At 42.1% G+C, this 23154-nt stretch carries 14 protein-coding genes; 6 read left to right on the top strand and 8 right to left on the bottom strand.

Translation table 11 applies throughout. The features are described from left to right. Positions 1-20: 20 nt before the first annotated feature. Positions 21-2159 (top strand): NAD-dependent DNA ligase LigA, encoded by a 2139-nt coding sequence (gene ligA / locus IPM47_04415; GenBank protein QQS30200.1) that lies wholly within the window; start codon positions 21-23, stop codon positions 2157-2159. Between the two features lie 17 nt (positions 2160-2176). Here the strand turns inward: ligA and IPM47_04410 are convergent, their stop codons facing one another. The 5 genes from IPM47_04410 to IPM47_04390 all read right to left on the bottom strand — a co-directional run bounded on the left by IPM47_04410 (position 2177) and on the right by IPM47_04390 (position 12542). Then, positions 2177-2614: an SRPBCC family protein gene (locus tag IPM47_04410; GenBank protein ID QQS30199.1), complete on the bottom strand. Its 438-nt coding sequence runs from the start codon at positions 2612-2614 to the stop codon at positions 2177-2179. A gap of 297 nt (positions 2615-2911) precedes the next feature. Further along, positions 2912-3544, bottom strand: coding sequence for a class I SAM-dependent methyltransferase (locus IPM47_04405; GenBank protein ID QQS30198.1), 633 nt, complete (start codon positions 3542-3544; stop codon positions 2912-2914). Positions 3545-3884: 340 nt separating this feature from the next. Next, positions 3885-7970, bottom strand: a complete 4086-nt coding sequence (locus IPM47_04400; GenBank protein QQS30197.1) for a T9SS type A sorting domain-containing protein — start codon at positions 7968-7970, stop codon at positions 3885-3887. Between the two features lie 1494 nt (positions 7971-9464). Beyond that, positions 9465-11681 (bottom strand): fibronectin type III domain-containing protein, encoded by a 2217-nt coding sequence (locus IPM47_04395; protein ID QQS30196.1) that lies wholly within the window; start codon positions 11679-11681, stop codon positions 9465-9467. Between the two features lie 240 nt (positions 11682-11921). Then, a complete protein-coding gene (locus IPM47_04390; GenBank protein QQS30195.1) occupies positions 11922-12542 on the bottom strand; it encodes a protein-L-isoaspartate(D-aspartate) O-methyltransferase in 621 nt (206 codons plus the stop codon). A 607-nt stretch (positions 12543-13149) separates the two neighbouring features. Here IPM47_04390 and IPM47_04385 point away from each other — a divergent pair. Beyond that, positions 13150-14772: a redoxin domain-containing protein gene (locus tag IPM47_04385; GenBank protein ID QQS30194.1), complete on the top strand. Its 1623-nt coding sequence runs from the start codon at positions 13150-13152 to the stop codon at positions 14770-14772. A 154-nt stretch (positions 14773-14926) separates the two neighbouring features. On the opposite strand, the gene IPM47_04380 is transcribed toward IPM47_04385, so the two are convergent. Next, positions 14927-16015, bottom strand: coding sequence for a DUF4837 family protein (locus tag IPM47_04380; protein ID QQS30193.1), 1089 nt, complete (start codon positions 16013-16015; stop codon positions 14927-14929). A gap of 213 nt (positions 16016-16228) precedes the next feature. Between IPM47_04380 and ypdA the strand changes: the two genes are divergently transcribed. The 4 genes from ypdA (at position 16229) to IPM47_04360 (ending at position 21257) form a co-directional block, all read left to right on the top strand. Then, a complete protein-coding gene (gene ypdA / locus IPM47_04375; GenBank protein QQS30192.1) occupies positions 16229-17212 on the top strand; it encodes a YpdA family putative bacillithiol disulfide reductase in 984 nt (327 codons plus the stop codon). Between the two features lie 114 nt (positions 17213-17326). Continuing rightward, a complete protein-coding gene (locus IPM47_04370; GenBank protein QQS31380.1) occupies positions 17327-18304 on the top strand; it encodes a c-type cytochrome in 978 nt (325 codons plus the stop codon). Between the two features lie 138 nt (positions 18305-18442). After that, on the top strand, positions 18443-19918 hold the full coding sequence (locus IPM47_04365) for a polysaccharide biosynthesis protein (GenBank protein QQS30191.1): 1476 nt from the start codon (positions 18443-18445) through the stop codon (positions 19916-19918). Between the two features lie 121 nt (positions 19919-20039). Then, entirely contained in the window at positions 20040-21257 is a 1218-nt protein-coding gene (locus tag IPM47_04360) for a porin (GenBank protein ID QQS30190.1), read from the top strand. A 47-nt stretch (positions 21258-21304) separates the two neighbouring features. Here the strand turns inward: IPM47_04360 and IPM47_04355 are convergent, their stop codons facing one another. Then, on the bottom strand, positions 21305-22060 hold the full coding sequence (locus IPM47_04355; GenBank protein ID QQS31379.1) for an ABC transporter permease: 756 nt from the start codon (positions 22058-22060) through the stop codon (positions 21305-21307). Between the two features lie 29 nt (positions 22061-22089). Then, positions 22090-22998, bottom strand: a complete 909-nt coding sequence (locus IPM47_04350; protein ID QQS30189.1) for an ABC transporter ATP-binding protein — start codon at positions 22996-22998, stop codon at positions 22090-22092. Positions 22999-23154: the final 156 nt, after the last annotated feature.

Raw genomic sequence — 23154 nt, 5'->3', positions numbered from 1 at the left:
TTCCAACAAAAACCATAGTCATGTACACACAGGAACAATCCGAAAATATCAAACAACTGACCGGCCAATTGCTGAGCATCAGGCGCAGCAACCTGTTTGAACTAAAAGAAAAGGAAGCTGCCGAACTTTCAGGGCAATTAAAAACGGCTATTAACTATTACGACTGGCAATATTACGTTCAGTCGGCACAGGTCATTCCGGATGTGGACTACGATTTTTTGTTCGATTTGCTCAAAACTCTCGAACAACAGTTCCCCGCTCTTCAAACGCCGGATTCTCCCACACAGAGAGTGGCAAGGGGTTTAAGTGACGAATTTCAGACGGTTACTCATTTAGTGCCAATGCTTTCGTTAGATAAAGCTTATGCCCCTGCAGATTTAATCAATTGGGATATTGCGGTAAAAAAACTCACCGAAAGACCTGATATTGTCTATTCGGTTGAGCCGAAGTTTGACGGTTCGAGCATTACCCTGATTTATGAAAACGATTTTTTGGTGCGCGGCGCAACAAGGGGAAACGGGGTGGAAGGAGAAGAAATTACCAACAATGTAAAAACCATACCGACAATTCCGCTCAAAGCAGCCTTTTCAGCTTTTGGAATCGCCCGGGCAGAGGTCAGGGGAGAAGTAGTGATTGACAAAAACAAATTTGAACAAATCAATGCGCTCCGTCTTGAAAAAGGGGAAACGCTGCTTTCAAGTCCTCGCAATTCGGCGGCAGGAGCGTTGAGGCTAAAGGATGCCTCCAAAATAGGGGAACGCAAACTGGAAGCCTTTGTGTTTCAGTTGGGGGTTGCTTATGATGCTCATGGAAATGACATTACCATCCGAACCCTGCAAACACATACCGAAAGTATGAGCATCATGTATGACCTCGGCTTTAAAACACCCTTGAAAACCCGCGATGAAAGCGTGCATATCTGCAAAAACATTGACGAAGTGATTGCCTACTGTCAAAACTGGATGCAGCACCGCAAAGAGTTCCCCTATGAAATAGACGGGTTGGTGGTTAAGGTCAACGACCTTCAATTACAGGATGTTTGCGGAGCAACCTCACACCACCCCCGTTGGGCTATAGCTTTTAAGTTTGACGCAAGACAGGCAACCACGATTCTTGAACGGGTCGAGTTTCAGGTTGGAAGAACCGGCGCAATTACCCCTGTTGCCAAACTGCAAACGGTCAATCTTTCGGGTGCTAATATTTCGAATGCTTCGCTTCACAATCAGGATTTTATAGTAGAAAAAGACATCCGTATCGGCGACAAAGTTTTGATTGAACGTGCAGGTGATGTTATTCCCTATATTGTCGAGGCTTTGGTCAATGAACGCACCGGTCAGGAGCAGCCTATTGTTTTTCCTGACAACTGCCCTTCTTGTGGAAGTGTTTTGGTAAAATCGAACGACGAAAGTGTTTGGCGATGTGTTAATGCCGACTGTCCGGCACAGGTAGAAGAGCGCATCATTCATTTTGTTTCAAAAGATGCGATGGACATCAGAGGGTTGGGCGATAAAATTGTACGTTTGTTTTTTAACCTCGGCTATATCCAGTCTATAGAAGACATTTACCGGCTTCCTTATGATAAAATCGGGCTGATGGAGGGTTGGGGACAAAAATCGGTAGAAAACCTGATGATCAGTGTTGAAGCATCAAAAAGCCGTCCCTTGGCACAACTGATTGTAGGTTTGGGTATTCGCGAAGTGGGAAACACGACCGCCCAAACCTTGGTAAAATCCATCCAATCACTCACCGACCTGCAACATTATACCGTTGAACAGCTTTTACAATTGCCCGATATCGGCCCGAAAGTGGCGCAAAATGTGGTCAGTTTTTTCAGCGAACCCAAAAACCGGAAGATGATTGCATCTTTGGAAGAATTAGGAGTGAACATCCGAAAAAGCGAAGAAGACATGCCTGTTCAGGGAGGGATTTTTAGCGGTAAAACCTTTTTGTTTACCGGCTCACTGCAACGGTATAAAAGAAGTCAGGCCGAAAAATTGGTCGAGCAATACGGAGGCACGATTTTAGGATCGGTCAGCAAAAACCTGAACTATCTGGTAGTGGGCAGCGATCCGGGTTCGAAACTCGACAAAGCCCGAAAAATCAATACCATTACCGTTTTGACGGAAGATGATTTTTTTGAGATGGTTACAAACGGGTAACTACAAGTATTTAAAAACTACCTGCTTTCCAAAATAGTCCGGATGCGTTTCAGGTCATTGCGGTTGGCTTTTTGCATCATTATTTCCATAAACGGGGCAAAAAATTTCGAAAACCCGGTGGGATTTCCCCGATTGCGAAGGGTCATCCGGGTAGAATTTTGATCTATTCCCGTCCATGTATAAGTTGTTTCCATCGGAAAAGGACCGGTTGCTGTGCGCATCACTAATTTTTCATTTTCAGCAAACTCGGTAACTACATAGGTATAGATGAGTTTTCGTCCAAGAAAATGGGTTATAAATTCCACCATTGTTCCGCTTGTCAAGGGTTTAGGTGTTTTCCATTCCACCCCTTTAATGTTCACATACCATTCAGGGGCATTGTCGGGATTGGCTGCATAAGCCGCTACAATTTCAACTGGTTTGTTAATGATGATTTCAGTTAGTATGTCCACCATAGAAAATACATTGAAGTGGTAAGAAATTACATTTTTACGGAAGCGGTTTTATTTATATTCAATTCATACTTGCTTGCTCTATCTGATTCATATAATCTGAAATTATTCCGAAATTGTCTTCTTCTGCAAGTGTATGGAGGCTTCCGGGATAATCCATGCCAAGATAGGAGGACGTTTTAGAAAAAGCAAGCCGGAAAAAATCGCTTAAGTAATTACCCCCCTGAATGCGAGCTTACCGAAATGAGTATTGTCTTAATGGTATCTTGAAATACAGAAAATGGCAAAAAGAAACAGAACTCAAACTGCCGGGGTTCTTTTTTTGAAACAGCAAAAGATAAAATTCTGAATGGTCTGAAAAGGGGTTTGATGGTCAACCATGATACAGTCAACCTTTTCAAAAAAAGGATTCAGTGTTTCGGACATTGAGGCTTCTGAATATTGTTTGATTTCGATACCGCTGCATTTTTTGGGACCTTGTTCCGAAAAAGTGCCGATGATTACAAAGCCTGAAGGGTTTAAACTTTGTTGAACGATGTTTAGGTAGGTCAGTACTTCTTCTTCGCGGGTTAAAAAGTGAAAGGCTGCTCGGTCGTGCCAAACATCATAAAGTTCGGTGGGTTTAAAATTAACCACATCGGCAACAATCCATTTAACCTTTGAAGCATGCTGTCCAAGCCGTTGTTTTGCCTTTTCAAGTGCTGTTTCAGAAATGTCAAGGACGGTAATATCTTCAAACCCCTGATTAAGTAAAAAATCAACCAACAAACTATCACCTCCTCCGATGTCTATGATTTTTGCGGTTGGTTGAATATCAAGCTGCCTGAATAACCCGAGAGATGTTTCCGGAACAGGCTGAAACCAACTCACTTCTCCCGGAGATTTGGTTTGGTAAATAGTTTCCCAATGTTTTTTTCGGTTAAAATCTTCCATAATTGAATATTAATCACAATTGACATTCAGCCCTTTGGAATCAAAGATTAATCCTGTTTTGAATTATTTTGAACGGAAAAAGTACAAGTTTAGGGATTTGGGAGTTCTTTGTCAGAACAGACATAATATATTCCACAAAATACCACTAAATTTTCAAATCTGTTCAGATAATTGTGTTTATCTGTTTCAAGTGGGGTAAGTTATACTTTTTACACTTAGCGTTAATTAAGGCAGTGGTATCTAAAACAAAAAGGGCTGCTTCCCGCAATAGTTTGGGAAACAGCCCTTTTTTCTAAGAAAAGCGGGGTTTGCTTTTCCTGTTTACAGAAACAGATTTGTTTTACCTGATTACCGTAAATTTAGCCCGCTCATGTTGTTTGCCATTTGAAAGGGATACGAAATAGTATCCGGCATTCCAACGACTTACATCAAAGTTCACCTCATTGATTCCGGCAGAGGCTTCGATTTGTTGTTGGTCAACCTGTCTTCCGGCAATGTCAAAAATCTGAACATCGCATACTTGTTGATCGGCAGAAACAAAGCGCACGGTCAGACCGGTGGAAGCGGGAACCGGAAGGATGGTTAAACCTGAAATGGCTTGTTCCAGTTCACCTTCACCGGTTTTGCCGGAGCAAGAGTTGCGTTTTAATACAGAGTTTGAATAAATGTAATCGGTACATCCGGCCCTTCTGACTCCACGACTAAAGAAGGTGGTTTCTGTGATGACAGGAGGATCATAACTTGGGCCGTTTGCTCCGGCAATCGTAATCCAGGTCCAGTTGTCGGTACTGTATAACCAGACATATTCCAAAGTGCCGTTGCCACCACTTGGAGGAGTTGTTTCAATTATCATTTCCGGATCATAAGGAGCGCATTTGGATTCATAGTAGCCGATTTCTCCTCCGTAGGTAACATTATCGCAGGTGCCTCCGCAGGTTGTCGTTTCAACAAAAATCCACGGGGTTTCGCCATAATATACTGTACAGGTAGATGAATTAGGTGCAGCACAACGACGGAACCAGGTTTTTGTGGTAACGCTTCCGGCAGGAGCATCATAAGTATCTGAATTAGCACCGGCAATTACGGTAGCCAAAGACATATCTGCCGGCGGATTAGCGCCTTCATATCTGAGCCAAACATATTTAACACCTCCGGCAAAAGAAGTTGTTGCAGGGGTAACAGATACAAATGCCATTGGGTCGCCACTTGTACAAATTGTTTGACTGTAACCAATAGTGCCGCCGGTGATGTCGTTACAGTTGGGCGGTGTTGGATTGGATACGGTTTTAGTTACTTCGTTGGAATACAGCCATTCAATACAGTTGGCACGACGAACACCTCTTCGGTAAATGGTGGTTTCAGTAATTACTCCCGGGTCATAGGTTGAACCGTTAGCACCTGTAATGACAATCCAGGTACCGTCTGTGTTGTATTTCCATTGGTATTCGATTGCACCGCTTCCGCCATTGGGAGCCGTAGTTTCAACAATAGTTGATGGGTCAAAAGGAGAAGTACCGCTTTCGTCATATCCGATATTGCCACCGGAGGTAAAATTATCGCAAACATTGGTGCCGCCACAGGGGCCGGTAACTTCTTTTAATACGGCATTCGAATATCTCCAAGAGGTACAATTTACCCTTCGTACACCCCGGCGGATGTAAATCGAACTGCTAATGACATCGGGCTGATAGCTGGCTCCTGTTGCTCCTACAATGGTTACCCATAGCCAGTTGTCTGCACTGGATTGCCAGATATATTCTGAAGCACCGCTTCCTCCGGCCGGGGCTTCGAGTTCTATGATTTCGTTGGGAGTATAAGGACCACACTGGCTTTGGTAATACCCGACACTGCCCCCATTGTAGTAGTTATCGCAAACAGTTTCACAGGTTGTAATAGTAATGGTTACCATTGCCCCGTTGCTGTAACAGTTGGCTGTTGATTTTTCAAAGAGATAGTAAGTGCCGTTGCCGACAGAAGTTGGATTGTCAACTAATGGCGATGAAGCATCGTTACCGGTATGCCATTCAAACACTCCACCGGGAGTACTGGGAGCGGCCGGTTGTAGTGATATCAGATTGACTGAAGTTGCCGGACAAACATTGCTTGCGCTGTTGGTTGTTGGAGTCGGTGTGTCTGGATTTGGAGCTACATCTACATACACCCAGGCAGTTTCACCGTTATAGGTAGTACACTCATCGCTGTTAGGCGCTGCACAGCGACGGAACCATGTTTTGGAAGTAATGCTGCCGGCAGGCGGATCATAAGAAGCTGAAGTAGCTCCGGGAATTATAGTTGCTGAGGACATAGAAGACGGGGGAGTAGCACCAACATACAAAAGCCATAGATATTTTACCCCACCACTATACGATGTAGTTGCATCGGTGATGCTGTAAATATTTGATGGGTCTCCACCACCGCAAATTGTTTGATCATTTCCGATAGAACCTCCGGTAATATCGCCACAATTTGGCGGAGTTCCGCAGGTACTTACCGTCACCACAATAGTGGCAGAAGTCGTACATCCATTTTTTGTAACCACAATTGTATAACTTCCGGCATGAGCTGCTGTTACATTGTTAGATATTAAAGGGTACTGATTTGTTGAGCTGAAGCCATTTGGACCAGTCCATGAAAAAGAAGACCCGTCGGAAAGAACCCCTAAATACAAAGAGTTGCCGACACAAACCGTAACTGCACAATTTGACAGAACATTCCAGGTGCCGTTGACTTTCGCTTTACAGGTCAAAGTCGGGGGTGTAGTAACACTGACATATTTCCAGTTAGACAGTCCACTATAAGTTGTACAAGACTCGCTGTTTGGTGCAGCCGCGCGTACAAACCATGTTTTTGAAGTTACACTTCCGGCAGGCGGGTCGTAAGAAGAAGACGTAGCACCCGGTATTAAAGTTGCCGAAGAAAGGGAACTTGGTGCAGTACTTCCCACATATTTATACCATTGGTATTTTACCCCTCCGCTATAAGATGTTGATGCTGAAGTTGAATTGGTGATGGGTGCAGGATCTCCTCCGGAACAAATCGTCTGGTTTGGAGTGATATACCCGCCGGTTACATCATTACAATTTACCGGTGGGGTACAGTTATTAACGGTTACAGTGATGGTAGCCGTGCTGGAACATCCATTGTCTGTCAGAACCGCCGTATAAGTACCTGCATGAGAGGTTGTTACACTGCTCGAAATAGAGGCATCATTTCCAGTAGCATTATAGCCATTTGGGCCAGTCCAAACTACGGTACTGATATTGGGGTTCACACTTAACCACAATGAATTGCCGGTACATACAGTAACCGCGCAATTATTTAAGGTGGACCAGGTGCCATTTACTTTTGCCTCGCAAACCAAAGTTGGCGGGGTAGTAACATTGACATAAACCCAGGATGTTTCGCCGTTGTAGGTTGTACAGGAAGCGCTGTTAGGTGCTGCACACCGGCGATACCATGTTTTGGCAGTAACGCTGCCGGCGGGCGGGTCATAAGAAGCTGAAGTTGCTCCAGAAATCAAGGTGGCAGAAGACATGGATGAAGGAGCTGAAGATCCTACGTATTTAAACCAAAGATATTTAACCCCACCGCTGAAAGATGTAGTTGCAGAGGAAGTGTTGTTGATAATGGCAGGATCGCCGCCGGAACAAATAGTTTGATTAGGCCCGATAGAACCACCCGTAATATCGTTGCAGTTTACGGGAGTGGAGCAACATCCTTCGATAGTTATATTGTCCAAATCCCATACATTAATGGTGCAACCGTTATTGACAGGTTTATAGGCTACTAATTCAAACTTGAAAGTTTTGGTACTGGAAAACTGAAAATCAGAATCACCGGAAAGGTCAATGGTTTTCAATTGCCATGAGGTCGAAAGACTTAAGTTTGAAGCCTCATATACTAAACTTGAGCCTTTGTAAATTCTGATACCGTACTTTTGTAGATAGTTGTTGGTGGTGGAAGAACCGGCTAAGGTAGTTGAAACAGTAGGGCTTTTTGCATAAAATTTTAAAGCCGTTATTTGTCTGGGAGTTGAAGTGGTTATGGTAGCTTCAAACTTGACCTTTGTGGCTGATGACGAAGGATACGTGCTGTTGGTAGCACCGGATACACTCATGGCAGCCCCTGTATTTCCTTGTCCTAAGACACAGGCATGTTTATAGGTCGAGGGGTTGCTGCGGTAAACATTCGAGGCACTTACTCCCGAACAACTGCTTGTCGGATAAGTTGCCGTAAATTCGGTATAACTGGAATAGCTTGACGCACATGCATTCATATCCCAGCTAACGAGGGTGGAAGGAGTACAGGTCGCTTGTGCATGAATTTGATTCTGAAAACTTAACGCTGTAATCCAAAACAAGGAAACTGCAAACAATAAACTGTTCACGCGTCCTTGAAAAAACGTGTAGCTTTTTGTTGAGAACATAAGACTAAGTTGTTTGGTAAAATAAGGGGTAATGTGAAATTGATTAAAATAAATTGGCGGTTGAAAAGCGATAACTTATTAGGATTGGCTTAAAAGAAAGGGTTGCACAAAGCATCGTTTATTGTACAGTGGTTTCTTTTTTTCCGAAAAAAATCAATGTGCCTGTATTTGATTGCACAAAATCAACTATCGCTTTCTGAATTTGCAAAGGTAAAACATCACATTTTAAACGCAAATTTTAATCACCCGGCTAAAGATTTTGTTAAAAATCTTGACTAAGACGAGGTCTTGAATTGTTAACAGATAACAAATGAACATATTTAATTCTATGGACAAACGATTTTTTCAAAAAATATACAATAAATAAAAAAAATTTCATAACCGCCTGATTATCAATAAATACCGTAGTAGTATTAATGAAAATTATGGTTTCAAGTATTTTTCATTTACTATTCAAAAAACGATCAAAAAACTGCTACGTATTTTTTTCAATTAAGTTTCGTTTAGTTAAAACTTTGACTATCTTGCATTTTAGATTTGACAGACTAAAATATCGCTTCTTTTGTTTAGCAGGTTTAATGGTTCTTTTTTTGCGGGATAAATCTGTTTACAACCATCCAATAGACTATTCAGGTTTCATGCCTGACGACAATAGAGCAGGTGTCAAAATAAAGGGTATGGTTAAATCAATCACTGGGAGCTCAGCCAAAATTTCCGGCATTTGAAATACAAGGACCACCTGTTTAACAGGACAAAGATTGACCGTTATAAAAATTGAATTGGAATATTTAACAGGCTGACAACACCATAAAGGCGGATTAGCGTTTTTTACAGTCATTCTCTAAAGTGCCCAACTTATGCTCCAAACAGAGACAGAACTCAACAATGACCTGCGGTTTTAACCAAAACTGCTGACCTAATTCAAAAAAGGCATCTGCTTTAGAACAAAAAACACCTGCCCTACTTCAAATAACAGCCCATATCTCTAAACACCACAAAACAAAAAAACAAGATTTGAAGCGAAAAACACAGTCAGCTTTAGGTTATTGCAGGTTGACTTTAGGTGAATGCAGGGGTACTTTGAGTTATTGCAGGGGTGCAATAGAGTGAATCGGAGGTGATTACAAGTTTTGCAGGGGTGCAATAAACTGTAAAGCAGGCAAAATGAAGTTATGCAGGGGTGCAATAAGCCATTGCAGGGGTACTTTGAGTTATTGCAGAGGTGCAATAAAGTGAAACTGAGGTGATTCTAAGTTTTGCAGGGGCGCATTATGTTAATGCAGCGGTGCAATGAACCAATGCAAGGAGACGATGATTCTTTGCAGGGGTGCAAAAAAAAGAGTCATTATTTGATAGACCCGGAGGAATATAGACCGAATACAGGTTAATTCGGCAATTCACAGATAGCGTAATGAAAAAGCCCCTTGAAGTTAAATTTCAAGGGGCTTAATTCAGTGTTATCGTTTAAAGGAAAACAAGACAACTCTAATTGGGTTAGTGTTGAATAATAATTTTCTTAGATACTGCTTCCTGACCGGTTTCGATACGGATGATATAGATGCCGTCAGAAAGGTTAGTACAATCCAATGCAAAATCACCTGCTTCTTTGGTGTTATTTGCGGTTTGGGAAATCACCAAACGACCGGTTAAATCAAATACCGAAATATTGACCGGCTCATCATTGGTACCCTGAACAAGGCGTATGTTTGCAATTCCAGAAACAGGATTGGGGTACACGTTGAAGGTTACCGGAGTCTGTTCTAAAGCCAATTCGGCAGCATCTGAGCTGAGTTTAAACGCAGTTGCACTTGTTTCTACCAAAAGGTTATAGCATTGTGTGGTGCTGAAAGCACCGTTATATCCATACACTCTTATATAATAAGTGCCACTGGTAGATGTGTTGTTGCGAATAATCACTTCATTCGCAGTTCCGCCGTTTTGGGATGTAGCTAATAGTGTATTATTTCTGTACAGCCTAAGATCGTAATCGAAAGGAAGATTGGATAAAGTTACTCTGATGTTTTTCTCTGTAGAAGTAAGCGTAAATTTAAACCAATCAGAATCAGTCGAACTTCCGATTAAAGCACTGATGGTGGTGTTTTTGGGAATTGTTTTAGCGGCTGATTGGGAATTGTTGGACTCATAGGTATCGGTACAAGTCGTTGAACAAGCCGAAGAAGTGAAGTTAGCTGAGCCACTGTAAGTGCCTGTTGTTGTTCCGCAAACTGCCTGAACCTGAAACTCGTAGTTGGTGTTGCAGGTCAGTCCTGTAAAATTCACAGAGGTAGAGGTTACTGTTCCGGTTGACCAGGTTGTAGTGCCAACTTGTCTTGCGCGAACATTATAACTTGTTGCTCCCGAAACCGCAGCCCAGTTTAAGGTAGCACTGGTTTGAGTAATACCGGTTGCATTTAACCCGCCGGGCGTGCCGCAGGAGGTGCCGCCACATGCAGATGTGGTGAAAGTTGCCGAGCCGCTGTAAGAACCGGTGGTGGTTCCGCAAACTGCCCGAACCTGAAACTCATATCCTGTATTGCAGGTAAGTCCTGATACAGCAGCAGATGTAGATGTTGAAGTGGTGTTTGACCAAGTAGAAGTACCTGTTTGACGATATTGTACATTATAACTTGTAGCGCCCGATACTGTACCCCAGTTTAGTGTTGCGCCCGTTTGAGACACACCTGAAGCGCTTAAGCTTCCGGGGGTTCCACATGAAGTGCCTGATGGAGGTGTACATCCGTTAGAAGTAGCTAAAGAAGCTCGCGAACCTCCGGCAGCAAGCACAGCCTGCATACGGCTTTTTTGACCTGTGGTGTACATATACATACAAGCATCGTCCGTATAATCCATATAGTTCATGGTCATTTCTACCGGCGAGCCGCTACAAGTGCTGTAATGAGGATAGGAAGGACAGCCATAATTGGCAGTATTGTGAACGGGAGTGTCGCTCACCTGATCGTTGCCACAAGTAGCATCTCCCCAGATATGGCGAAGGTTAAGCCAGTGACCGACTTCGTGCGTAGCAGTTCGGCCTTTACCATAAACGCCGCCGGCAGGGTTAGGATTGGCTACCGAGCCTACCGAACTATGAAGGCAAACTACGCCATCGGTGCTGGCGCTACCGCCCGGAAACTGAGCATAACCCAAAATACCACCGCTCAGGTTGGCTGTCCAGATATTTAGGTACTTTGATCTGTCCCAAATAGTAGCAGGTTTAACGGTGTTGTTCATATAAGAGGTAGTAGGCGCAGACTGATTGTAATACACGCGGTTAATACCCGTGGTGGCTGCTCCTGCAGGAGTGCGTTGTGCCAGACAAAACTGAATTTCAGCATCGGCAGCTACTCCGGCAAATAAACTGGGCACTAAAGAAGCATCCGAATTTAATTTGCGAAAATCGAGATTTAGCTGGTTTAATTGCGCCATAATCAAGGCATCGCTGATGTTTTCGTTAGAACCTACAGCATCGCCATTGTGAATGATGTGAAACACAACAGGAATAGTAACAACCACACGGTCGTGCAAATGAGCACCGGATTCGATAAAATCTTCATAATGACGCTCAATGGCCTCCATCTTTCCCTGGAGGGAGGGGTCATTTGCCAGTTGCTCTGAAAGTACATCCATAGCGGCACAGGTGCGCTCAGATTGTGCTTGTGTTCCCAATGTAAAGACAAAGGTCAAAGCAATAAATAATAGAAGTCTGCGCATACGTTTTTCGCTTTTAATGGTAATAAAAAAAGTTGTTTTCTAAAATTTTAAGTAAAGGTAACGAAGTCAACACTATTTTAGTATTGATCAGTGAATTTTCAATGTAAAAGAAATGTAAAAAACTCTCTGTTGCTGATACGTAATTACTGCTGTTTTGTTTCTTTTGTTACCTGTTAGTTTTAATTATCCCTCTAATTCAGGAAAGTAAGGCAGTAAAACAGGTATTTCAGGAATGTCAATTTAACCGATCAGCCCTTTCAGCAAAGGAACAAATTTGAATAATTGCCCCTTTTCTTCGAGAAATTCATTTTCTGAAATTTTGGAAATCTTCAACATGACCTGAGTATGATCGCTTCCAACCGGGATGACCAAAATCCCCCCTGTTTTTAATTGAGCCTGCAATTTTTGAGGGATTTCGGGAGCTGCTGCGGTTACCAAAATTTTATCAAACGGGGCATATATTGGAGCGCCCTCATATCCATCTCCAAAAATAAGGGTGATAGAAGAATAGCCCAATAGCCGGACCATATCCCTGGCTTTTTCGTGAAGTTTCCGGTTGCGCTCTATGGTGATAACCCGCGCCCCCATTTCGGCTAATATACAGGCCTGATAGCCGGAACCGGTTCCGACTTCCAAAATTTTATCCCCTTTGGTTACCTCCAACAATTGGGTTTGATAGGCTACGGTATAAGGCTGCGAAATAGTTTGCCCCTCACCTATTGGAAAAGCAACATTTTCGTAGGCTTTTTCTAAAAAGGCTTTTTCAAAAAATACATGCCGCGGTACAGCGAACATAGCCTTCAAAACCTGCTCGTTGGTAATGCCTTGTTGTTCTATTTCACTCAACAACTTGCGGCGCATGCCTATTTGTTTGTAATTGTCTTCCACCTATCTGTTTGCTATGTATATTTAATCCTGCGTTTCTGATAATTTAGCAGGATGTTTAAGGTATGGCAGGATTTAGCCGGCTTTTTGTGAAATCACTGAATTTTCACCGCTAAGGTAATACAAACTTTGTTTTTTTGATACTAAAATTATTGTGGTGTACCTTGCATAGTACCAGAAAAAGTTAAAATCATCATTCAAATAAGGAACAAACTCGTACCGTATTTTTCTATCTTTGAAAAAACATGCAATTGTTTCAAAATTTGCTTTACCTTTATCCCAATTATGTGTGAGTGAAAATTGGTGGTTTTTGGTTAATAATTAGGCGAAAAATTTAAAAACATTTGTTGATACGTGAAAAATCCATGCACTTTTTAAACATTCTGCTCTTTTTACTTTTTTTTAAATAAAAGCCAGATTATTGTTTAATGATAATTGTGCATCTGTTTATACTAAATAAACCCGGATAGTTTTGCGTTCTTATATCCCTAACGCAGGCAACATAAATCTTAATTTGATAAAAATTTTACCTTTCTTAGTTAGTAACTTATATCCTTTTGTTTCACTTTTTAACATGTCAGCCATGAAATACAGAATCCTTTTACTTTTTATTGTGCTTTGTTCATTCATGTTTATATTTACCGAACCCGTACAGGCTCAACTTCGGGTAGGTGAACAAGCGCCTGATATAAATTTGCCCGACCCTGCTAATGTAAATCGTTCTTTAAGCAGTTTGAACGGAAATATTGTGCTGGTTTATTTTTGGGCTTCATGGGATCCAAGTTCAAGGGCTAATTCGCCGAATGTGTATGCCCTGTACCACAAATATGAGAAACTTTCTTTTCCAAATGCACAAGGATTTAAACTGTTTACGGTTTCTTTAGACAGTGATAGAACGAACTGGATCAATACCCTGAACGCCGATAAACTCCCCGGAACATATCATGTCTATGATTTTTATTCAGGTACTGCCGATTCATACAAAGTTCAACAGTTGCCTTATACTTACCTGATTGATGCCAAAGGGATAATTTATGCAGTTAATCCCACCTTTAATGAAATAGACAAAATACTTGCTGTGGATATGAAAGCCACTCAAACAATGGCGTTTCATTCAAACACCAATCCCGATTTGGTTGCTGAAACCAAGGGAAACGCAGCGGTCAACCGTTCGGTGGAACCGATTGTAACCCATAATTATCTGCCGGCCTCTCTGGCGGAAACCAAAACAGAAGGGATTACTTACAAAGTTCAGGTGGGAGCGTTTAAAAAATTAAATTTAAAGGATTTTGACCGTGTCGCCCAGTTTGGCAAAGTTGAAGCCGAAGTTGCCGCCAACCAAATTAACCGTGTAATGATTGGTAGCTATGATACAAGAGCTGCGGCATCTGATGCGCTTGCCAAAATTCAACAAAACGGGTTTCCCGATGCTTTTTTGGTAGAATATAAAAATAATGTACGGGGAAGGGTTATCGGCAAAAGTGAATGGAATATGCCGCTATCGGCTACCGGCGCTCAGCCGACAGTCCCTGTTACAACTGCTAACGTTACTTCCACCCCTACTATAAACACTAATCCGGCCCTGCCGGCAGGAAATCCGGCAACTGTGTCTAAACCCGAAGACAATACCGCAACTTACCGAAGCACCGATGTTGCTCAGCCTTCAAATATCTACGCTGTACCTCATTCAACTCCGGGTGTTATTTCGACTACTATGCCTGAACCTTATATCTCTGCTCCTTATACATTACCTGTCACCACCAATACAACCACAAACACAAATACCACGGTTTATAATTCTGAAAAAACACCCGCAAAAAATCCTTCGGTCAATACCACAACCGCCAACCCCAATACCACAACCGCCATCCAACCTTATAAACCCGGTGAAACCCGGTTCAACAACACAACGGCGACAACTACTCAGCCAACAACTACAACAACACCATCGCAGCCCAAACAACCGGTAACTACACCTCCGCCTACTACCCAACCGGCTAATAAAACAGTGGTTACACAACCGGCAAACAATACTCCTCCGCCAACGACCACAACTCCGGACCCAAAAAACAACAAACAAGCCGAGCAGGAAATGTTAGACAAAAAAATTGACAGCTATATCAATAGTTATGATTTTTCAAATGCAACCAACACTAAATCTAACCGGTTGAAAAACAAGTTAAAAAGAGATAAGAAAAAACGGTAACCATAAACAGATTTCAAGGCAGGGCAGTAGTAACTCAATCTGTTTTGCCTTGATTTTTTTTAACAACTAAGCCTTTTAGAAGAATTTAGGCTTTAATAAAGGGTTTCTCTTATAAAAGCACAAAAGCAGATAAATAAAAGACTAATGAACTCAGCTATTTTCCCGATGAGATTTTAGTCGTTTTCAATATCATCTCTATCCGTCTCATAATACGGCGTTTATCTACTTTTGGAGCATAAGCAAAACCATCGGTCAAAACAATCTGTCTGTTTGCGGTATCGTTAAAGCAATAGGATATAAACGGCCCGCCCATAAAATCTCCATACATCCGCCACAATCCCCTTACCTCCAAAACTTCTATTCCGGATGGAAGCAGGGATGATTTACTGACAAATCCAAGGGTAGTGTCTGCCGCCATATAGCTGCCTTCAATCTGTGTGGATACAAATTTACCTGCTTTATTCCTGATAGAGACGGCTAATGCTTCAGTTATCTGGGGAGGGGTATTACCGGAGTAGGGCTCCGTATAGATCAGGATATTTTGGACTTCTTCGGTTGCCTGATTGTCGAAACGAAGCCATGCAAAATTGTCGGTTTGTGTTGCACTTTCAAACAGATGAGGCACTTTAACCGAAACCTTGTATTTTTTTTCCAGGTTTGCCGTCAATCCTTCGTTTTCTTTAGTTGAATAGGCGTTGTTGTAGGCTTTCTGATCTCCAATTTCATAAAGCTGTTTAACAATTCCGTTAGCATGGGCGTTGATGCTTTTGCTTAATTCGGCGATATCTTTGCCATAAATATAGATCACCCGTTGAGGGGTTGCCCATACATCGCGCCTCGCAAAAAACGGGGGAACTTCCTTACCTTCATTGGTAAATCGCTGCAATTGTTCTGTAACGGACTGTGTAATGTCGTTATCTTTATCGCTCAAATCGGCAACTATCAACACGACAGCACTTCGCTGCAACATGCTTCCGAATGCTTTCATGCTGCCAAGCGGACGCAAGTCGAACATGGGTTCGCTTTGAGGCAACATCACATAATCCTGTTGTAAATGAAAGCGAAGGTTTTCACCGGGTTCGCCTTTTAACAACTTATCATCTATGAGCAAAACCACTTCGTCTATATCACCGGTTGATGTAGGTTGGGTCCCTCCTCCTAATGCATCTTTAACTTGTGAATCGGAACAACCTGTGAATGTAGCAGCAACTATCAGTAAAATCCATACAACTAATCGATTCATAGTTTTGTTTTTTGGTACAAACATGCGAAAAACGTTCACAAAGTAACTATCCTGTATTAAACACCCAACTACTTTGGCGTAATTGTTCCCTTTTTATGAGCAGATGTACTTTTTTTCTGAATATCCGTTTGTTATTAAAAACATCTGTTCACGAACAAAGAAGCATAAACAGTTACCTTTGGGATGATTAAAAGGGGATAAATTAAGCCATATATGCCAGATTTAAAATCAACAGATTACGAGGTTGTCATTATAGGAGCAGGGCCTATTGGTTTGGCATGTGGTATTGCCGCAAAACAAACCCGGCTCCGTTACCTCATCCTCGAAAAAGGATGTCTGACACAATCAGTCTATGACTATCCCGCTAATATGACTTTTTTTTCTACCTCCGACAATATCGAACTGGGCAATATCCCGTTTGTTTCACATGGCGACCGTCCAACAAGACGCGAAGCGCTGGAGTATTTTCGAAAAGTGGCGGAGTCTTTTAAGCTCAATATTCGATTGTATGAAAAAGTAAACAACTTACTCCCTCAGACGGGAGGTTATCTTGTCGAAACTTCCAAAAATAGTTATACTACCCGTTGTGTAGTCATCGCTACCGGGTTTTTTACCAAACCCAACCTGCTGGGGGTAGCAGGAGAAGACCTTCCAAAGGTCAGACACTATTTCGACGACCCGCATCTCTATAGTAACCAAAATGTATTGGTGGTAGGTGGCGGTAATTCCGCCGTTGATGCAGCCCTTGAAACCTATCGGAAAGGAGCGAAGGTTACGTTGATGGTCAGAAAGTCAACCCTTAAGGAAGGAGTAAAATATTGGGTTAAACCAGATATTGAAAATCGAATAAAAGAAGGGTCTGTTTCTGCTTTTTTCAATAGCCAAATCAGTCATATAAAAGAAAATGAGGTAGAAATTATTACCCCTGAAGGCAAGATAATTTTGCCTAATGATTTTGTATTGGCTATGACCGGCTATCATCCCGATTTTTCATGGTTGAACAAATTGGGTGTGAAGATACTCGTAAACGAAGAAGGTTATACTTTGCCGGATTACAACCCGGGGACTTATGAATCTAATTTGCCGGGTGTGTTTATGGCCGGTACGATTTGTGGGGGTACGCATACTAATATCTGGTATATTGAAAACTCGCGCTTTCATGCAGAAGAAGTAATGCGCCAAATAGCAGGTTTATGATTATCTGCACCGGAGTTTAACAGGGTCAAACTTTGAGATACAGAACTTTGTCTTTAAAGCATAACCGGATAAGCCATGATAAGGATTTTGTTCCTATTCATCCTGTTTTCAGGTATGTTTACGCTCTTCTCCTGTAGGGAAGACGATAACTTGATTCCGGATATGGACGAAACGCCCTATCAATTGGTTATACCCGTTGGTTTCCCCCCTATGCCCATCCCTGACGATAATTTGATGACCAAAGCCAGGGTAAACCTCGGGCGAAAACTGTTTTATGATCCTGTTTTATCGGTCGATTCGACCATTTCCTGTGCTTCCTGCCATCAGCAACATCTCGCTTTTTCTGATGATCGGCCTTTGAGCAAAGGCGTTGCCGGACGTTTGGGTTTTAGAAACTCACCAACCCTGACCAATGTGGGATATCTTCCTTTTTTACTTAAAGAAGGAGGGGTAGAAACGCTCGAAATTCAGGCACTCACGCCTATTACCGAACATGCCGAAATGGATTTTACCATTGGCGAAGCAGCAAAACGACTGCAATCAAATCCCAAATATGTGCAGTTGAGCTATTTAGCCTATGGACAATCCCCTTCCCCATTTACCATTACAAGAGCCCTGGCTGCTTTTCAGCGAACATTAATCAGCGGAAACGCTTCGGCAGACAACCCTCAATTTTTGAGTCCTGAAGCTGCCGCCGGAAAACAGATATTTTTTGGCGAAAAGGCCAAATGTGGTCATTGTCATAGCGGGTTTAACTTTACCAGCAACGGGTTTGAAAATAACGGGCTATATGAGAGCTATGCAGACGAAGGACGATTTAGGCTAACCCTTGACCCCAATGATATCGGGGTTTTCAAAATTCCAACATTGAGAAACATCGCCTTGACAGCTCCTTATATGCACGATGGAAGCTTACTTACCCTGTCTGAAGTGATTGACCATTACCAAAGCGGCGGTACATCTCATCCCAATAAAAGTCCGTTGATACAGCCTTTTGAATTGAATGAAAAGGAACGGCTCGACCTCCTTGCTTTTCTTGAATCATTGACAGATTCGGTTTTTATCGCCAATCCAAAGTTTAAACCTGATTGATAATTCCGAAAATTACCCGAAGACCTGCAATCAAACCCTGACTTTTCCGGTCGTTTTGCAAAAAAGACGGTTGAAAGATTGGGTTGATGGATAGGTTGTAAAAATATATACCTTTGCCCTGTTCAAACAAATTGATCATTGACCAATCGCAACGTACTTAGTAAATTAGCGGGACAAACTGCAATTTATGGGTTGAGCAGCATTGTCGGAAGGTTGCTGAACTATCTGCTTACTCCATTGCTGACCCGCGTTTATTCCGAAGGCGAATACGGAGTTATCACCGAATGGTACAGCTATTCCGGGTTTTTGCTGGTGCTGTTTGTCTATGGCATGGAAACCGCCTTTTTTCGTTACATCCGGCAGGCGCAAGACATGGAACGGGTATATAGCACGGTCATGCTCTCCTTGTTGGCAAGTACGGCCTTGTTTGTAGGTATATTGACCGGTTTTTCCGGACATTTATCAGACTTGATAAACTATCCGCAACACCCCGAATATCTTATCTGGTTTGCGTTCATTATCGGGTTAGATACTCTTAGTGCCATTCCGTTTGCGCGGTTGCGGTATCAGGAAAAGGCCTTCCGCTTTGCAGGAATCAAATTGGTCAATATCGGAGTCAATATTGGCCTTACCTTGTTTTTCCTGTTGCTTTGTCCGGTTTGGGCCGAAAAATATGCCTTTATCGGAGTCTGGTATCAACCCGAGATTGGGGTGGGGTATGTGTTTTTAGCCAACCTCATTGCAGGAATAGTTACCCTGTTGTTGCTAATGCCCGAATGGTTGAAAATACGTTTCAGGTTCGATTACCAATTGTGGAAAAGTATGATGGTGTATGCCTTGCCTTTAGTGGTTGTTGGTTTTGCCGGAATTGTCAACGAAATGCTCGACAGGGTGATTTTAAAATACCTGCTCCCCTACGACCCAGACACTAACCAAAGCATGTTGGGTATTTACGGCGCATGTTACAAACTGAGTATTTTAATGAGCCTGTTTACCCAAGCCTACCGTTTTGCTGCCGAGCCTTTGTTTTTTGCACAAGCTGCCCGGGAAGATGCACCCAAACTTTACGCCGCTTCAATGAAATATTTCGTCATTGCCGGAACGCTTATTTTTATAGGGGTGATGTTGTTTATGGATATTTTTGAACGATTTATCGGTGAGCCTTTCAGGGTTGGTTTGGCAGTGGTTCCTTTTTTACTGATGGCAAACCTGATGTTAGGCATTTACTACAACCTATCTATCTGGTACAAGCTGAGCAACAAAACTCAAATTGGGGCTTATATCTCTTTGTTGGGTGCAGCCATTACCATCCTCCTCAATATGCTGCTGATTCCCTATTTTGGTTACATGGGTGCCGCCTGGGCAACCCTTGCCTGTTATACCATCATGGTAATTGTATCTTTTATAGCCGGAAAAAAATATTACCCCATTCCCTACGAATCCCTGAAACTGACTGGCTATATCTGGTTAGGAATTTTGGCAGTTCTTACAAACGCTTTTTGGGTCAACGATTTACCAGTGATACCCGCTTATGCCTTTCGAATCGCATTGATTTTAGCATACTTGCTCTGTATTTACAGGATAGAAAAACTGGGTCGGGTGTTTTCCAAATAAACTTGAAACACCGGACTGAGAAAAAAACAGAACTGCTTTTTTTAAAACTCCCGAGCCATACCATGCAAGTACTTCAATTTTATTGAAATCCTTGTATTTTTGCGATGTATTATGACAGCGCATGAATAAATTAATCTTTCTAACCCTATTGGTTATTCCGGTTTGGGGTTATTCGCAAGTTGATTCTTTACACCTAAAGAAGTCACAACAGGAAACCATTCAGCCCAAAAAATGGTACGAAAACATTTCTATCAGAGGGTATGCTCAGGTGCGATATAACAGGTTGCTCGAAACCAACGAAAACCTGAGGTGTGAGCAATGCGATAAATCATGGGGCAAAGGAGGTGGATTTTTTATCAGACGGATGCGGATAATTTTTTTCGGGCAAATCAGCAAACAAGTTTATTTTTATGTCCAACCCGATTTTGCAAGCAGCGCAAGTAGCGACCGCCTGCATTTCGCTCAACTCAGAGATGCCTATTTTGATGTGGGGGTTGATAAAAACAACGAATTTAGATTCCGAATAGGACAGAGCAAAGTGCCGTTTGGATTTGAAAACCTGCAGTCCAGCCAAAACAGGATTCCATTGGACAGAAACGATGCCCTGAACAGTGCGGTCAGTAACGAACGCGATTTGGGAATCTTCTTTTACTGGGCACCAAAAGAAAAAAGAAAACTTTTGTCGCGTTTAGTCAGTGAAGGGCTGAAGGGCAGTGGCGACTACGGACTTTTTGGACTTGGTGTTTTCAACGGACAAACTGCCAACCTGAATGAACTCAACGACGAACCGCATTTTGTTGCCCGATTTACTTATCCTGTTGAATTAAAAACACAAATCATTGAAGCCGGAATTCAGGGTTATACCGGAAAATATGTTATTCAGCCCTCTAATTTAAGCGACGGAGTGAAATACAAGCCAGACTTAAATTATACCGATCAACGGATTGCCGCTTCGTTTGTATTATACCCCAAACCCTTTGGAATTCAGGCAGAATATAATATCGGAAAAGGTCCTGAATTTAATACCCTAACCGATTCAATTGAAGTGAGGTCTTTATATGGGGGCTATATAACAACAAGCTATTTGGTCAGCATAAACAAACGGGTGATAATTCCCTTTGCCCGGTTTCATGCTTATAAAGGTGGGAAAAAACACGAAAAAGACGCAAGAAGCTACCGCTTAAATGAATGGGAGTTTGGGGTAGAATGGCAGGCATCCAAATATTTTGAATTGGTAATGAATTATACTATATCCAAGAGAAGATTTGAAGACTTTCTGAATCAAAACAATTACCAAACCGGAAACCTGTTGAGAATACAGGCGCAGGTGAATTTTTAGTTAAGCGGTAAAGACAGGGATTGGAAAAACTTAAAAGCACTCCTCTTTCATTTTGTCTGATCGGCTCTTTTCCAGTAAATGGTAGTTGTCAGGTAGCCTGCAGCTCCTGTAAGTACTAAAATGGTATAACTGTAATGATTCAGCAACAATCGGTATTCACCACCCGCCCCACTGTAAAGTCCGGGAATAGACCAAGGGAAATATGAGCCATATCCGATAGCTGCAATTACTTGTGCAAAAACTAAAGTCAATGCCACAAAGCCAAGGGGTGCCAGATATCCTTTACCATATAAGGCAAAGAATGCAATAGGAATACCAACAATGACTGTCAGAGCGGTGGTTACCGCATAGCTGGTTAGTTTTGGGATTAACAAAGCTATATCCGTTGCCGGCAATTGGAGCAAAGTACCAATTATCAGTCCGGCAAGCAAGTTGGAGACGGCTAAAGCAAAACACCAAATAACATACACCATAAATTTTGCATTTAGGATTGTTATTCTTGAAGTTGGCAGCACAAGCAAATCTTTTGCGGTACCGTCTGAATATTCCCGTCCAAAAACCCAACTGATGACAAACCCAAAAACCATCACCCCGCCAACACCAACAGCTTGTATGAGTATGTCAAAATAAGAAACCCAGTTTGCTTCAAAGTTCATGGCATTTGCTTTGATGGCAAGTGCTCCTGCTTTTGCTAAAGCCTCACTGTCCTGAAGTATAAGCATAAAGACCCCTCCCATCACAGGAGCTAACGCAAAAGCAACGAATGTTGCCCAAAGTATGGGTGAGGATTTGATTTTAATCATTTCGGCTTCTAAAGCCCTGAATTGCGCTTTCATGATGTAAAGGCTTTAATAGTTCTCAGGAAATACATTTCAAGGTCTTCGGTGAAACGGTAAATCTGTATGGGTGGAAATCCGTTTTCTGTCAACAGTTTTGATACGTATTCGGGGTGTTCCAATGCTTCAGTATTGGAGATTTCAAGTTCATGCTCTCCACCATGTACTACGGTATAGCCTTTGTTTATCAGGCATTGTATCGCTTTATTGTTGTCGGTGGTCTTCACCAATATTTTTTTAATGATGTGGCCGGACAATTCAGCGGTAGTTAATTCTTTGATAAGTTTACCTTCGTGAATAATGCCTATACGATGGGTAAGTTTGGAAATTTCGCTTAGTATATGGCTTGAAATAAAAATGGTAGTTCCATGGTTGGCAAGAGCAGTCAGGAGTTCCCGCACTTCTACGATACCTTCCGGATCTAAACCATTTACCGGTTCATCTAAAATTAAAAGTTTAGGTTGGTGGATGAGAGCTTTGGCAAGTCCCAATCGTTGTTGGTTGCCATAAGACAAAGCGCTTGCTTTGATGTTTTTGTATTTAGTGAGTTTTAGTTTTTCAATGATACGGTCTATGGCAGATGGATTGCTTAATTGACGCAATTTGCAAAATACTTTCAAGTTGTCGTAAACCGACAAGTTGGGGTAGGAATAAGGTGTTTCTACTAAGTATCCTATCTTGTTCCACTGATCGAAATTGGAGGTCAGAATTTTTCCGAACAGGCTCACACTTCCAGAATCAGGTCTTACCATACCCAGCAAAAGTCGGATCAGAGTAGTTTTTCCCGCGCCGTTAAGCCCTAAAAACCCATAAATTTCTCCTTCATTAATCTGAACCGAAATTTTATTTACTGCTACGGTATTTCCAAATCGTTTGACCAGTCCTGTTGTGCTGATAATATTCATTTTTTGTTTTTTACACTCGATTAATATGAAGGGTATTTTCAAAAAGTCAAATCTAATTGCATTACACATTCCAAACTTTGTCCTTCTAAGAGATTATTATGCAGCGCAGACTAATTAACCTTTCGTCAAACATTAGTCAGAAGGATTGATTGTTGT

The sequence above is a fragment of the Sphingobacteriales bacterium genome (assembly GCA_016700115.1).
Taxonomy (GTDB): domain Bacteria; phylum Bacteroidota; class Bacteroidia; order Chitinophagales; family UBA2359; genus UBA2359.
This window is presented reverse-complemented; position numbering and strand designations above follow the sequence as displayed.